The 14,176-nt window shown below is 67.8% G+C and carries 18 protein-coding genes and 1 tRNA gene; 18 read left to right on the top strand and 1 reads right to left on the bottom strand.

The features are described from left to right. Nucleotides 1-5: 5 nt before the first annotated feature. Both MUN78_RS10315 and MUN78_RS10310 read left to right on the top strand, forming a co-directional pair. Nucleotides 6-680 carry a DsbA family oxidoreductase gene (locus MUN78_RS10315; protein WP_244689643.1) on the top strand — a complete coding sequence of 225 codons (675 nt, stop codon included), beginning with the start codon at nt 6-8 and terminating at the stop codon, nt 678-680. A 60-nt stretch (nt 681-740) separates the two neighbouring features. Further along, nucleotides 741-947 carry a hypothetical protein gene (locus MUN78_RS10310; RefSeq protein ID WP_244726288.1) on the top strand — a complete coding sequence of 69 codons (207 nt, stop codon included), beginning with the start codon at nt 741-743 and terminating at the stop codon, nt 945-947. 267 nt (nt 948-1,214) lie between these two features. Here the strand turns inward: MUN78_RS10310 and MUN78_RS10305 are convergent, their stop codons facing one another. Then, the gene (locus tag MUN78_RS10305; protein ID WP_244726286.1) at nt 1,215-3,128 is read right to left on the bottom strand and encodes a lipase family protein; all 1,914 of its coding nucleotides are present in this window, start codon (nt 3,126-3,128) and stop codon (nt 1,215-1,217) included. Nucleotides 3,129-3,491: 363 nt separating this feature from the next. On the opposite strand from MUN78_RS10305, the gene MUN78_RS10300 reads away from it, so the two are divergent. From MUN78_RS10300 to MUN78_RS10235, 16 genes are all read left to right on the top strand, one after another. After that, nucleotides 3,492-4,043 carry a hypothetical protein gene (locus MUN78_RS10300; protein ID WP_244726285.1) on the top strand — a complete coding sequence of 184 codons (552 nt, stop codon included), beginning with the start codon at nt 3,492-3,494 and terminating at the stop codon, nt 4,041-4,043. A 177-nt stretch (nt 4,044-4,220) separates the two neighbouring features. Further along, nucleotides 4,221-4,610 (top strand): hypothetical protein, encoded by a 390-nt coding sequence (locus MUN78_RS10295; protein WP_244726283.1) that lies wholly within the window; start codon nt 4,221-4,223, stop codon nt 4,608-4,610. Continuing rightward, entirely contained in the window at nt 4,607-5,176 is a 570-nt protein-coding gene (locus MUN78_RS10290; protein ID WP_244726281.1) for a hypothetical protein, read from the top strand. The genes MUN78_RS10295 and MUN78_RS10290 overlap by 4 nt, the downstream gene beginning before the upstream one ends. A 390-nt stretch (nt 5,177-5,566) precedes the next feature. Further along, nucleotides 5,567-5,971, top strand: a complete 405-nt coding sequence (locus tag MUN78_RS10285; RefSeq protein WP_244726279.1) for a hypothetical protein — start codon at nt 5,567-5,569, stop codon at nt 5,969-5,971. Beyond that, nucleotides 5,968-6,120, top strand: coding sequence for a hypothetical protein (locus MUN78_RS10280; protein WP_244726277.1), 153 nt, complete (start codon nt 5,968-5,970; stop codon nt 6,118-6,120). The genes MUN78_RS10285 and MUN78_RS10280 overlap by 4 nt, the downstream gene beginning before the upstream one ends. Nucleotides 6,121-6,231: 111 nt before the next feature. Then, the gene (locus MUN78_RS10275) at nt 6,232-6,882 is read left to right on the top strand and encodes a DUF7341 domain-containing protein (RefSeq protein WP_244726276.1); all 651 of its coding nucleotides are present in this window, start codon (nt 6,232-6,234) and stop codon (nt 6,880-6,882) included. A gap of 121 nt (nt 6,883-7,003) precedes the next feature. Continuing rightward, nucleotides 7,004-7,075, top strand: a tRNA-Asn gene (locus MUN78_RS10270). A 1,561-nt stretch (nt 7,076-8,636) separates the two neighbouring features. Continuing rightward, nucleotides 8,637-8,870: a hypothetical protein gene (locus MUN78_RS10265; protein ID WP_244726274.1), complete on the top strand. Its 234-nt coding sequence runs from the start codon at nt 8,637-8,639 to the stop codon at nt 8,868-8,870. Nucleotides 8,871-8,872: 2 nt separating this feature from the next. Beyond that, nucleotides 8,873-9,232 carry a hypothetical protein gene (locus MUN78_RS10260; RefSeq protein WP_244726272.1) on the top strand — a complete coding sequence of 120 codons (360 nt, stop codon included), beginning with the start codon at nt 8,873-8,875 and terminating at the stop codon, nt 9,230-9,232. Nucleotides 9,233-9,234: 2 nt separating this feature from the next. Then, entirely contained in the window at nt 9,235-9,495 is a 261-nt protein-coding gene (locus MUN78_RS10255; RefSeq protein ID WP_244726271.1) for a hypothetical protein, read from the top strand. Then, nucleotides 9,492-9,617 carry a hypothetical protein gene (locus MUN78_RS16700; RefSeq protein WP_255821006.1) on the top strand — a complete coding sequence of 42 codons (126 nt, stop codon included), beginning with the start codon at nt 9,492-9,494 and terminating at the stop codon, nt 9,615-9,617. Before MUN78_RS10255 ends, MUN78_RS16700 begins: the two co-directional genes overlap by 4 nt. A gap of 22 nt (nt 9,618-9,639) precedes the next feature. Further along, nucleotides 9,640-9,978, top strand: coding sequence for a hypothetical protein (locus MUN78_RS10250; protein ID WP_244726269.1), 339 nt, complete (start codon nt 9,640-9,642; stop codon nt 9,976-9,978). A 209-nt stretch (nt 9,979-10,187) separates the two neighbouring features. Beyond that, nucleotides 10,188-10,529, top strand: coding sequence for an HNH endonuclease (locus tag MUN78_RS16810; RefSeq protein ID WP_429952174.1), 342 nt, complete (start codon nt 10,188-10,190; stop codon nt 10,527-10,529). 136 nt (nt 10,530-10,665) lie between these two features. Then, a complete protein-coding gene (locus tag MUN78_RS10245) occupies nt 10,666-11,100 on the top strand; it encodes a hypothetical protein (RefSeq protein WP_244726267.1) in 435 nt (144 codons plus the stop codon). After that, the gene (locus MUN78_RS10240; protein WP_244726266.1) at nt 11,057-12,568 is read left to right on the top strand and encodes a hypothetical protein; all 1,512 of its coding nucleotides are present in this window, start codon (nt 11,057-11,059) and stop codon (nt 12,566-12,568) included. Before MUN78_RS10245 ends, MUN78_RS10240 begins: the two co-directional genes overlap by 44 nt. Next, nucleotides 12,568-14,169, top strand: a complete 1,602-nt coding sequence (locus MUN78_RS10235) for a phage portal protein (protein ID WP_244726264.1) — start codon at nt 12,568-12,570, stop codon at nt 14,167-14,169. The genes MUN78_RS10240 and MUN78_RS10235 overlap by 1 nt, the downstream gene beginning before the upstream one ends. Nucleotides 14,170-14,176 lie beyond the last annotated feature (7 nt).

Genomic DNA, 14,176 nt, shown 5'->3' with positions numbered 1-14,176 from the left:
CGACCGTGAGTGAAACGATCCGCGTCGACATCTGGTCCGATATCGCCTGCCCCTGGTGCTACCTCGGCAAGCACCGTTTCGAGGCCGGGCTCGCCGCCTTCCGCGCGGAGCACCCCGACGTGGAGGTCGAGGTGGAGAGCCACAGCTTCGAGCTCGCCCCGGACACGCCGCTCGACTGGGACGGCAGCGAGGTCGACTTCCTGGTGCGTCACAAGGGGATGCCCGCCGCCCAGGTCGAGCAGATGCTCGGCCAGATGACGGAGCTCGGCGCCGCCGAGGGCGTCACCTTCGACTTCGGCGGCGTGCAGCACGCCAACACGCAGCGCGCGCACCGGATCCTCCATCTCGCGAAGGACCGCGGCGTGCAGGCCGCCGTGCAGGAGCGGCTCTTCCGCGGCTACTTCGCGGAGGGGGAGGACATGTCGGATCCCGACGCGCTCGCACGCCTCGGGGCCGAGGCCGGCCTCGAGCCCGACGAGGTGCGCGCCGCCCTCGATGACGAGGCCTACGGCGACGCCGTGCAGCAGGACATCGCGCGCGCCCGGATGCTCGGGGTGAACGGCGTGCCGTTCTTCCTGCTCGACCAGAAGTACGGCGTCTCCGGCGCGCAGTCCGCCGACGCCTTCCAGGGCGTCTTCGCGCAGGTCCTCGAGCGCTCCCGCGCCGAGGCGAGCGCGTAGCCGGACCCGGCGTCCGATCCCGATCCGATCCAGACCCGTACCCGACCCAGGAGGACGACCATGAACGACACCACGCAGACCCGCTCCGAGACGGCGCCCACGGCTGAGGCCGCGACGGAGGCCTCGGCGCCCGCGGGCCTCGATCCGGCGGCCGGCCTCGCGGGCGCCGCGTCCTTCGCGGACGCCGAGTCCCGCGAGATCCTGAATCTCCTCGGCGACGCCGAGGCCGGGGGCGCCTGCTGCGGCGGCTCCTGCTGCAGCGTCTGAGCCGTCGGGCGATCGGGTGCGCGCGTTCCGGCGCGCCCGCTCCCGCGCGCGCTCGACCGGGCTCGAGACCCTCGGCGGCCGTCGAGACCCTGCCTCATCTCCGAGACCCTACGTTCGTGACCGCGCGGAGCGTAGGATTTCGACGCGTTCGTAGGGTCTCGACGCGCCCGCAGGGCGTCGACGGATGTCTCGGGTGACGAGGGGGTCACTGCGTGCGTCGGGGCTCGACGAGCACGTCGGGGCTCGTCGGACCGGCGCGTGTCCGGCCTAGTCCGCGGTCGCGTCGGGGAGGTCGTCGCAGTTCGATGCGGCGTCCTTCCCCTGCCAGCGATCGAGGGTCCAACGGACGATCTCGGGCGTGAGGGGCGAATCGGCCGCGACGAGGGTGTTGTGGCTGAGCCCCGGGTATGTGCGGAACTCGATCGGCTCGCCCGCGGAGCAGCGGCCCGTCACCCAGTCCCGCTGCATGGCCGGTCGTACCAGCGGGTCGGCGAGTCCCTGCGCGACGAAGACGGGGGCGGGCCACGGGCCGGTCGGGGCCTGCGCCTGCAGGCGCTCGCCGAACGCGCCGTCGAGCAGGCGGTCGGGGAAGACCTGGTTCGGCACCTGCGTGCCGTACAGGATGGCGCCGAGCGCATCGCTGCCGTTGAAGCAGAGATTGCGGATCCGCTCCACCCCGCCCTGGGACCCCGGGGTGAGCTGCTGCTCGAGTTCGAGCTCCGGGTAGAGCCGGTCCCAGGTGCTCGCGATGTAGGCCGACACGGTCTTGCCCGCCGCGGAGTCCTTGTCCGCCTCGGCGAGGCCGAAGAGATCCGCCGCAGGCGCGAATGCGGCGACGCCGCGGATCTCGAGCTCCGGCGCGTAGTCGGCGGCGATCTGCCCCGTCCACAGCGCCGCCTGCCCGCCCTGCGAATGCCCCCAGACGACCGTCTCCGTCGTCGTGGCGATCTCCGAGAACCGCTGCACGGCCCGCGAGGCGTCGAGCACGTTGCGCGCCTCCGCATCGCCGACGAGATACGGATGCGTGCCCGAGGTGCCGAGCCCGACGTAGTCCGAGGTCACCGCCACCCAGCCGTGCTCGGTCACGAGCTCCGCCATCGCGGTGCCCGCGCCGTCGACGAAGGGCGTAGCGCTGAGCGAGGGGGCGCACTTGCCGACGACGCCCGTCGTGCCGTGCGCGACGGTGAGCAGGGGCAGCGGATCGTCCCCGCGCTCCCGCGGGGCCAGCACCGTGCCGCTCGAGACCGCGGGAGAACCGTCCGGGTGCGTGGTCGTGTAGAGGATCCGCCACGCCTCCGCTCCCTCCGGGACGCCCTCGCTCAGCGCCTCGGCGCGCAGCAGGCGACCCGGCTCGTCGGGGAGCTGCGCGGGCTCCGCGTAGAACGCGCCGGGCTGCGGCAGCGGCGCGCCGCCGAGGACGGCGCCGCTGCCCCAGGCGAAGGCGGCGGCGACCGCGAGCGCCGCGACCGCGCCGACCGTGCGAGCCCAGCGCGGCAGCCGTCGACGATGCGCCGGCTCGGCTGCGCCGGAGTTCCCGGTGCCGGCCCCGAACCCGGTGCCGCGGCGATGTGCGCGCCGAGATGTACGGGCGAGGAGCGGGGCGAGGAGCCCGCGGAGGCCGTGGAACACGAGCCACACGCCGACGGCGTAGCGGAAGGTCGTGAGAGTGAGCACCGGCCAGACGAAGGTGAGCGCGCCGAACACGATGCCGGCGAGCCCCGCGATGACGGCGGTGATGCGCTGATCCGTGCCCGCCGGCTCCTCGCCCGCCGCCTCCGGCCGCATGCCGCGCGGCAGGAAGGCCTGGACGATGGCGAGCGCACCGTGCAGCACGATCGCGACGCCGATGAGGAACGCGATCCACGGCGCACCGGCGCTCGGCCAGAGCGCGACGACGAGTCCGAAGAGCGCGATCAGCGCGCCCGCCGCACGGGCGAGCGCGGCCCCGGCGGCCCGCGGCCCCGCGCGGCGATCGCGTCGCCGGACGAGCGCGATCCCGAGCAGGATCAGCCCGACGCCGGTGACCGCGGCGATGCCGCGCGCATGGAGCGGGGCGACGACGAGGGCGGCGCCCGCGGCGAGCGTCGCGAGCGCGAGGAGGATGCCGAGCGGCCCGCCCGGATCGCGCGTGCCCGTTCGACCGCCCGTCGTCGCGCCCGCGCCCGTGCTCGTCCCCGTCATCGCACCCCGTCCGTTCCCCCGCCGTCCCTGCACTGCCGACCAGCTTCCCACACGGAGCGTCCGGCCGGAAGAGCCGGGGGATCCGCGGGAGAAGAACCAGGGGATCCGCGGGGAAGTGCCGGGGGACCCGCGGGAACGGACGGACCGCGGGCGCGCACCGGCGGTGACGGGTGAACTACGCTGGAGGGGTTATGGCGCAATTTTGTGCGGAGTGACGGCGGTGAACGCTGATGCCCCTGTGTCCTTTGCCTGAGCCAAAGCCGGTGACGAGCGCTGACGCTCGATGACGGCACCGGAGATGCGTTTTGCGGACTGTCTGCGGACTGGGCGGACCGCAAGGAAGCTGCTTGGTACGCTGCACGAATGAGCTCAGAGAGTATTGACCCCGCGGCACTCGCCATCTCCTTGATCGCACTCGTCGCAACTCTCTGGATCGCCATCGGCGGATGGCGTCGGGATGCGCGACTTCGACACGAGGATCAGAAGGGAACCGTGGTCGATCGTCTCGTGTCGATGATTGAGAGCGAAGCGGCGGCCGCAACGGATCCGACTTGGACCATCGCGCGGTTACATGAAGGACGAGCGCATCACATTCGCGCTGTCGCGATCATGAGTTCGGTGGCGAAGCCGCGTCGAGATGACGCGCTGGTCTTAATGGTCGCGACCAATGCGTACAAGCTCGGGAAGGAGGCGCGACGGTACCTCTCGAGTGGGGAGGCCCAAGCTGAACTCGAGACTGGCGAGTATGGGAAGCGGCGGGCGGCCATCACGGATACGAGTGTCGCGATGTGCGAGGATCTCTTGGATTGGCAGCAGGGCAAGGCAAAGGCCGGCAGCCTTCGGAGCTTCTACGACCACTACACCGAGAAGTGCACGAAGGCCGGCATCACAGTTCCACCAGAACCAACCCTCTAGGTTGTCCCGGCGACACAGGCACGGGCCCCTCGAATGTATCTTCGATTCCTGTTACGCTTGATCCCAGCGGAGGGTATACCTGTACCCTCTTGACGCCTCCACGGTGACGTGGGGGCTTTCGTGTTTGTAGGGCTTCATCCTTCGGGGTGGGGCCCTTTCGTGTTCCAGGAGGGCATCATGGCGAAGGATCTGACCGGATCAATTAGGGCTCTGAAGCGGTACATGGGGGCTGCACGGTCTGTGGGGCATTCGGCCGCGGGGCGCACCGATGACGAACCGCCAGCGAAGTACAGAGATGACGAGGGGCGCATCTATCTTCTGGAGTTCGATGATCTTCGCGTCGTCATCGAAGCCCTGGAGAACGCCCAGACTCGCGATGCAGCTCGCAAACGCGATGCTGTTCATCCGGAGTTCGTGCCGGAGGCGGTGATGGATGCGGCGTTCGAGTCTCAGGCCGGATGGTGGACGCCGGGGGACGAGCCGATTCAGGGCGTGCTGGTGCCTCAGCTCATCGAGCAGGTCGCGGAGGCGGCGTATCGGGCGACTCTGGCGGAGGTGCAGCGATGAGCCGGGCGGAGCAGATCGTGCACGATGCGATCTACGGCACGAAGCTCATCGAGCCGGAGATGCGGACACTGCTCGCGAATGACTCGTGGGCGATCTCCGGCAAGGCTGTCGCTGCACTCAAGGCTCGCGGTCTGCTCGAGGGTGCCCCGCAGGAGCCGCCGTGTGGCAAGGGTCAATGCGTTGGTGAGTGCGGAGAGCATGGCGTCAACCTGATGCGAGACATGGGCTACTACGAATCATCACCGGAGGCAATCGCGGCGCGGCCTGCTGCCGCACGGGACGACCGCGAGAAGCTGGATGCGCTCGCCGCAGCGCAGGAGCGACTCAGGGTGGCCGAAGCGCGCGTGGATCTCATCCGGGAGATGGAAGACGCCCTCGAGGTTGGCACGCTGCTGCGACTGCGGATGTCGTTCGGTCTGCTGGTCGGTGATCCGATCCAGTTGGCGGACATGAAGCTCCGGCCGGCGGAAGTAGAGGTGCTCACGGAGGGGCTGCTGATCGTTCGCCGGAACGCGATGGAGGACGTCGAGCGGTGCAAGGCGCGGTTGGAGGGGATGCTGAAGTGAAATCGGAGTTGGTGAAGGTGCTCCGGGCGCAGCTGCTCGCCCTGCTCGGGTTCGCGTTGGTGGTAGCCGCGGTCCGGGTGGCACCGGGGCCGGAATTCTGGGCGCGCGCCCTGTGGGGGTGCTGCCTCTGGTTCGGACTCATCGCGTTCATCTCGGGTATCGACCAGTTGGGGTTGTTCGGGTGGAGGAAGCGCTGCACGTGCTGCCGGGAGCATCGGGGCCGCGGGTGACCGCCCGGAAGTGCAGGTGCCGGAGCCGTGCCGGTGTGGTCAAGCGCTGCTACCGGTCGCGAGCGCACGCGTTCACAACGGCGATCGTCGGGGGTCGTACGTTCGCCCAACCGTATCGATGCCCTATGTCGAAGGGTGTCTGGCATCTAAGGAGGATGCGATGAAGGATCAGGACGAGAAGGCGGACAGTTGGGAGGAGTTCGTGGGGCCTCGCGTCGTGACGTCCCTCGCTGATCTCGCCCAGCGTCAGGAGCGGCCCACGACCGATGCGGAGCTCGAGGCGATGCTGCGTGAATCGGATCGTGCGTTCCGCGCCCTGAAGGAGCAGTGCGCGGCGGTGGATAGCGAACTGATCGAGCTGCGGCGTGAGGTCGAGCGGCAGCGCGCGCAGAACATCCGCGCTGGGGCCGACGTGCTCGAAGCGGAAGCGAAGCTTGCCAAGGTGCGGGAGCTGCACCCACCAGTTGAGTGCGATAAGCACGAAGGTTGCCAGCCGTCGTGCGACATCTGTCTCGACAGCTGGCCGTGCCCGACCGTGCAGGCGCTGGCGGGTGAGGACGTATGAGCAGGAAGGTCGAGATGCCGCGCTGGTATCAGATCGTCAGGCAGATCGCCGCGGACGTGCTGGTGGTGCTCGGGGTCACCGCATTCGCCCTCCTGGCGCTCGGCCTACCGGTCGCGCTGATCGTGATTGCGGTGCTGCGCAATGGGTGAGGTGCTGATCCGCTGCAACGCCTGCGGAGCGGCGATCTGGGGTCGCGGGGCCCGACTCAACGACCAATGGAAACGAGAGCACTCGGCAGTGTGCGAGAACGGAGAGACCGAATGACGGCAGTATCGCGTGCGGTGGAGCAGCTCACCCGCGATCACGAGGAACTCATCGAGGGGCGCGCGGTCACGGCCGGCCCGCTGCTCGAGCAACTGCACCAAGCCCGCTACTCGTCGGTCGGTGCTGGCGGATCCCGTGGGGCGGCATCGGGCATGGTCCTGAACGTGAAGGCGTTCGACCTGTACGAGGACATCGACGGCAAGGTGCGGGCGTGGCTGGACCACTACCGGCAGCCCCACCAGGGCGAACTCACGGACGCCGTCACCCGCCTGCACCAGATCCTCCAGGCCGAGGACACCGGCGGGAGGCTCGAGCACCGGGACGAGATGCTCGGCATGTTCGACGTCATGGTGTACCAGATCGAGAACCTGCTGGACCCGCCGCACGAGAAGGAGCTGCTGTTCCCGTGCCCGGAGTGCGGGGAGCGATACGACGACACGGTGACGATGGAGCAGCGGGGCGGACGCGAGGTGGAGGTGATGACGAGGCAGGCGGCGCTCCGCATCCCCGTGCGTGTCGGCCGCGCCCTCGTCGCTGAGTGCCACGCCTGCGGGAAGCTCTGGGCGACCCGGGATGACCTGATCAGCCTCGCTGAGAGTGCGGGCGGGGTGGTCGACTTCGCCGCGCTCGCCGCATCGGGTCTCTGAGTGCACTCGAACGTGTCTTGGGCACATAGGTTCGAGATGTGGTAGCGTGGGTGACACGCAGGAGAAGTGTCGGAACCCCCTGTGGCAACTTGCCACCGGGGGTTCCGCCGTTCCTGCACCTTGGTCTGTAGCTCAGCGGCAGAGCGCTCGACTGTTAATCGAGTGGGCGCAGGTTCGATCCCTGCCAGACCAGCGGGCCGCGGGATCCCACGGAGTGACCAGAGGCGGCGGAACCCCGGTCGAACGGGTGCAGTCACTCCACCTTGTTGCTCGTCGTCCTTCGGGATTGGCGAGCACCTTTCACAACCGAATAGCTCGGGGCCACGGTCCGCGAGCATCAACTACACGACGGCGTACTTGGCCGAGGCTCCCGCAGGAGCGCCGTCGTCCGCCGTCAGATCATGGTCTGACGCCCCGGCGTGACCCTTCCCTGGCAGGGAGAGACCAGGCCGTGCCCATCGTGACACGAGTTGATTCACGCCATTCGAGTTCCCCCGACTGCGGCGCAGGGGGAGCACCAATCTTGCTGCTCGTCGTCCTCCGGGGTTGGCGGGCATTTTGTGGGCAGTCTGACGACGGTCATGCTGTCCGAGCTCCTGATGCCTGCGAAGGTGTCTGGTCGGTGGTTCCGGGATCCGGTGTCATGTGCTCCGAGGAACAGCGGAGAGCCTGCGGCATGACGATGCGCGGCAGGCGCACGTCTGCGTAGCTCAATTGGTAGAGCGCCGGTCTCCAAAACCGGAGGTTCCAGGTTCGAGCCCTGGCGCATTCGCTGAACCATTTTCGTCACCTCACGAAAATGGTCCCCTCATCCCGTGCGAGACGTTGCGCGGGCAAACGGCACCCTCGAGTTTCCCGGGCAGTCGGCTACCCAACGGTGCGCCGCTGCCCACTCGCCTTCTTGCGCATGGCGCGCACCCCGGCTGTAAACCGGGCGCTTCGGCATCCGTGGTTCGATTCCACGAGGGGGCACGACATGCCGGGCTGGCGGGTGAATACCAGCACATGGAAGATGAAGCCGGAGCGGTCCGGCAGCGGTTTCGAAAGCCGTGGCACCCTGACGGGTGAGGGGTTCGACTCCTCCTTCTTCCGCTTCCCGCGCGTGACGACGTGCGGGCAATCGACACCCTCGTGGTGCCCCGGGCAGTAAGTAATCCTGATGGTGCGCTGCAGCCCTTCCTTTCACCAGCGTTTGGCCCTTCGGGGTGAAGGAGCGTTGGCCGGCCGGATCGCCAACTCAGTGGTCCGGCCTCTGTCTTCCCTTCGCGTGAGGGGTGGCTGATCGCCAGGGGTGATCTTGCCGAGCGGTAGCGCTGCCGCATCGCGTGCATGTGAAGCTTTCGGGCTGATCATCCGCCGCGTGCGGGGTGATGGTGGCGTTGTCTCACCAGCCCCGCACAGCGTGCGCTACTGCACAGAAAAATCGCCTCCAGATCCGCATGTTTCCGCGGGTGATGACGCCTACTGGAAAACAAGAGCAAAGAAACACCCGCATCGATCGGGACCATGCCGGGCAGCGCGTGACCGCCTAGCGCCGGGGGCGCGTTCCCGGAACCTTAAACACCTAACAGAGAAGCTGTTAGGTGTGCACTACTTCCCGCGCCGCGCCGCTGCCATCCACTTCCATTACGGGCGCGAGCGCGGGGAACACCCCATTGGAGGACACCGATGCCTGACTGGGCTCTGCTTGTGCTGTGCGGCATCATCCTCGTCTCGAATCTCGGCGCGCTCTGGATTGGCCGGAAGGACCACCTGTGAGCACTGAAACCCGCGCGGACCTGGATGCAGCCATCCGCGCGCATATCGCAGACGAGCACGGCGACAGTCTCACCGCCTCATGGGTCGTCGTCGCGGAACGAGTGCCCGAGCACGACGACGGCATGACCCACGTTGTCGACATCGTCCCGGATGGGCAATCGGTAATCACCACTGTCGGTCTAACGCACTATGTGGCACAGGCCCGCACCATCGGCGCGAACAAGGAGTGAACATGCCCGCCCCCACTTCCGGCCCTTGGACGAGCCACGGTCACCCGATCGACGGACTCACCGTCGCGGACCGCCTCCCTGCGCCCGCCAAGGCTCGATGCGGCTGCCCCGGCCTGTGCGGTGTCTGCTCGCAGGACGTCGAGCGGATCCGAGCCGAACGGACTCCGGAGCCCTCTGGCGAGCTCGGTAGCATCCCCATCACGACACAGGTCATCCTCAAGAGCCGTGCGTTCCGCAAGTTGAAGGCGGCCGAGTTCGAGTTCGAGTTGCCGATCGTGGTCACGCCCACCGGTAATGGTGCGGTGACCGTCGAAGCCGGGTCGCTGAACGAGCACCTCGCCCACAAGCTCCGGGAGAAGTGACGATGAGCACCTACATCGAGGACACCCCGGAGAACAACGCCCTGATGCTCGCCATCCTCGGCCCCATCCGGCGCGATCACAAGACCACGGTCGTCAAGGACGGTGGAGCTCGCCGCATCAACGGCCGCTACATCGTCGGCAACGTCCCCGTGCTCGATGAGGACGGCGAGATCGCGGTCGATTGGGACGCCGACGAGATCGTGACCCGCCGGCAACGGTTCCGCATCCCGAAGGGGCACCCTTGGAGAGGGACGCGACCATGAGCGGCGACACGTTCAGCGACGCCTTCACCTGCGACGACTGCGGGCGCGAGTGGACCTCGCTCTCGGCCGTGATGCAGTGCCCGTGCGATCGGTACGACCGCAACGGCCGGCCGCTCGCGTAACCAACGACAACGAGGAGCAATCGTGGCCTACCCGCACTTTCAGCACATCGCGAACCTTGCCCACCGGCAGCCGGTCCTCTACATGCTGTCGAACATGCGCAGTGTGCGTTCCGCCCTGGGCGAGTTCGAGGCGCTCAGGGAGCCCGGCATGAAGGTGCGACGTACGAGCGGCGAGGAGCATATCTCGTTCGCTCAGGGTGGCAGCATCAGCTTCGCGACGCCCCTCACCGTGGACCGGGCCCGAGGCCATGCCTTCGAGCACATCGTGACCGACGATCACCGGTACCTCGATGACCCTCGCGTCCGCCAGACCCTCGCTCCATGCTTCCCCCACGGGGAGCGGTACAGCGTCATCGGCTAGGAGCCCCAGGGGTGCGCTCAGTAGCCCGGGGGCGGATCACGCTGAGGGGGGGGCGTGCTCAACCGCAGGGGGTGCCTACACGGTAGGGGTGCCCCATCTCACGCAGGGGCCCATACCGGCAGCACGGGGCGCGCACGACAGACACGACCACCACGCGCCCTGACATCCGCTCAGACCAAACGCGCAAGCCACGCACGAGGGAGCACAGCATGGCGACCTCACGCACAGGCACAGCGAAGTACAAGGCCTGGCGCAAGGCGACGCTCCATCGAGCACAACAGCAAGGCATCACGCACTGCCCTTGCAACGCGAACTGCTCACACCATCGCGGCCGACGCTGCAACATCTGGCTCGACTACCTCATAAGCCGACGCCCCAACAGCGCCGAACCTGATCACATCGTCGCGCATGCACAAGGCGGACGCGAAACCCGCGACAACGGGACCGTCCTCTGCAGGCGATGCAACCAAGCAGTCGGTGACAAGACCGCCAAGCGCCCCACACGACCGAAACAGACCGTGAAGACGATCCGCTTCGGCCAGCACCCATAGCTCGAGCCGCGGGACGACCCGCACAACGGGCCGGGGCACCACCGCGACGAAGGGGTGGGGGACGGGGCCCCTCATCCCGTCCGGACGCACCCCTGAGGCATTGCGAGATATCCCCCCGAGGTCGAAAAGTTTCGAGATGGAGGCCCTGATGGCTGCTCGCGGACCTCGGAAGCCTGCGTCTGAAGAGGGCGTCGAGCGCCGTGGGCGGAAGCTCTCGGAGGCGCTGTCGCCCGCTGGTGCGGAGCTTGCCCGGGATGCGCTCGCGGTGGAGGCCGGCCGGATCCTCGACCGCCTCGATGAGCTCGACAACATCATCGCCGGCAAGGGCGTGCTCGAGCTGATGAGGTTCCGCTGCACCGACCTCTTCGGTGAGGACGACGAACGGCACGTCCGTGTCGAGGTGCACTTCGACAACGTACTGGGCGAGGCCCGCCAGCAGGCCAACACACTGCGCCAGATCCTCGTGTCCCTCGGACTCGGGAAGGCCGCTGAGAAGCCCGCGGCCGAGAAGAGGAGTTCGGTGCTCGATGAACTCGCGAGGAAGCGCGCTGCTCGGTCTGCAGGAGCCTAGGATCCGGGTACGCCCGAAGAAGGCTATCGATTTCGAGGACGGCGAGGATGCCGTGTTCCTGTCGGGCGGGTACGGGCTGACCCCCGATGAGTGGCAGGGTGCAGTCACCTACGGTTGGTTGGCTCGAGGCAAGGACGGCAAGCTCGCCGCCGGCCGCTGCGGTCTCGCCGTGCCCCGTCAGAACGGTAAGAACGGCAACGTGGAAGTCGTCCAGTTGCACAAGATGGCGATCCAGGGCCGGAAGCTGCTGCATACCGCTCATGAGGTGAAGACGGCGCGCAAGGCCTTCCTTCGACTCATCAGCTTCTTCGAGAACCCGCGGAAGTACCCCGAGCTCGCGGAGATGGTGAAAGAGATCCGCCGCACGAACGGGCAGGAAGCGATCGTGCTGCACGCACGAGAGTGCGAGCGCGGCGACCTGTGCGACTGCACCGGCGGCGCATCATGTGAGTTCGTGGCCCGCTCTCGTGGATCCGGCCGCGGATACACCGTCGATGACCTGTTCTGCGACGAAGCGCAGGAGATGACCGACGAGCAGCTTGAAGCGCTGCTGCCGACGATCGCCGCCGCCCCGTCCGGGGATCCGCAGATCATCTTCCTCGGCACCCCGCCCGGCCCTAACAGCCCTGGTGAGGTGTTCGAGCGTATCCGCAAGGACGCCCTCCAGCCGAATGCGAAGCGGATTGCGTGGGACGAGTGGTCGATCCCTGATGACATGCGCCCCGAGGACGCGGTCAAGCAGTGGCGAGAGCTCGCCTACGAGACGAATCCCGCGCTCGGGAAGCGGCTGCGCATCACGACCGTGCAGGACGAGCTCCAGGCGATGAGCCCGGAGGGGTTCTGCCGGGAGCGGCTCGGCCAGTGGTCGACGCGCGGCGGGCGAGCGAAGGCGGTCTCTCCTTCCGCGTGGGGCGCGCTGCGGGGCACGAAGCCGGCAGACGCGATCATGTCGTATGGGGTGAAGTTCACCATCGATGGCTCCGGTGTCGCGCTCGCAGCGGCGTGGAAGCCGCGCAACGGGCCGGTGTTCATCGAGCCGATCGAGCAGCGCAACCTCGGCGAGGGTACCCAGTGGCTCATCGACCAGATCGTGGCGGATGCCCCGTCGACCGCAGTTGTCGTGGTCGACGGCAAGGGGCATGCCGGATTCTTCGTGAACGCGCTTCGTGAGGCCGGGATGCGGAACCGGAAGCAGATCATCCGTCCGACGCTGGACGAGGTGCTCGCGGCGCACTCGATGACCGAGCAGGCCATCTTGACCGGCGGCCTGCAGCACCCGAACGACCCGGATTTCAACGATCAGGTGCTCGCCGCGGTGAAGCGGAAGATCGGCAACGCCGGCGGCTTCGGATGGGAAGCCGAGGAGGGCGAAACGGTCGTCGCCTTCGACGCCGCGACGCTCGCGTACTTCGGAGCGAAGACCACGAAACGACGACCGGGACGAGGCTCCCTAGGGATGGTGATGTGATGACGGTGAACCTGTACCTCCCGTCGCCGCCTACCGTGTTCGGCTTCGACCACTCCACCCAGAATCTCTGGGATCAGGCGTGGAAGCAGTGGGCGGCGAAGCTGCCCCGGAACATCGAGCGGCTCGTGTACTTCGACGGGAAGAACAAGCTGAAGGATCTGCGGATCTCGATCCCGCCGGAGCTGCGCAACGACCTGAACGTGGTCAGCGGCTGGGCGGAGAAGGCCGTCACCGAGCCCGCGAACCGCACCATCTGGGAGGGCATGCTGGACGAGGACGGTTCCACCGACCCGTTCGGCCTGGACGAGATCCTGTACCGGAACCGCTATCAGGTGGAGTTCCCGCAGGCAGTGCGGTCCTCGATGACCTACTCGTGCGCGTTCCAGTCCGCGACGCCGGGAGATGTGCAGTCGGGTGAGCCTGAAGTGCTTATCATGCACCATTCGGCGATGTGGGCGACGGGCCTGTGGGACAAGCGCCGGCGGGAACTGTCGGCCGGGTTCATCGTGGGAGCGGTCGACAACCTCGGCGCTCCCACCGAGATCACGTTCATGCTCCCGCTCGAGACGTACATCTGCCGGAAGGGTGCCGCCGGATGGGTGCTCGTGAGTCGCATCCCGAACCCGATCCGCCGCGTCGCCCTCGAGCTCCTCCCCGTTGCTCCGGATCTGGACCGCCCGTTCGGACGGGCGAGGGTCGATCGGCGCGTCATGTCCATCGTGGATCGTGTCGTGCGCGGCGGATCCCGTCTCGACGTGCACAGCGAGGCATTCAGCGCGATGAAGCTATTCCTGCTCGGTGCGGACGAGGCGATGTTCAAGGACGACCAGGGGAACACGATCCCCATGTGGTCGTTCTACATGGCCCGCTTCAACGCGCTCGGACTCAACGAGGAAGGCGAGAAGCCGACCATCGAGCAGGTGTCCGCGGAGTCCCCCGAGCCGCACATTGCGACGCTCCGGCAGTACGCCAGCGAGTTCTCCGGGCATACCGGTGTGCCGCTCGGCTCGCTGGGCATCGCTCAGGAGAACCCCGAGTCCGCGGACGCGAAGAACGTCGCCCGCGAGGACGTTTTCTACATGGTGAAGCAGCAGCACGCCGTGTACGGGCTCGCCAAGAAGCGCACCTTCGAGAACGCCGTCATGATCCGGGATCGCACCACGGAGCCCCCGGAGGGGATGGCGCGCCTCGAGTTGCTGTGGCGTCGACCTGACCATGCGTCGGATGCGGCGCTCGCGGATGCCGGCATGAAGCAGGTCACCGCGGCCGAGCTGCAGGGCACTGAGACGGGCATGCGAATGATCGGCATGACCGAGGCCCGGATCCGGCAGGCCATTGCTGAGAAGCGCCGCGCCGCCTCGGGGACCGTGCTCGACCGCCTCGCCACAGGCGGCGAGCAGGGCGAAGGAAGCGACGAGGCAGTGCGCCAGGCACAGGTGTCCAAGGCGCAGCTCGAAGCGCTCGGCGTGGGCGTGCGTGCGGGGGCCGACCCTGCCGACGTCGCTGAGCGGGTCGGGCTTGCCGGCATCAAGATGACCGGCGCTGTGCCGGTGTCGCTGCGCATGCCGCAGGAGGACGCGACCGGCCTCGAAGAGAAGTAGCCGCGAG

This window comes from Leucobacter allii (assembly GCF_022919155.1).
GTDB classification, from domain to species: domain Bacteria; phylum Actinomycetota; class Actinomycetes; order Actinomycetales; family Microbacteriaceae; genus Leucobacter; species Leucobacter allii.
This window is presented reverse-complemented; position numbering and strand designations above follow the sequence as displayed.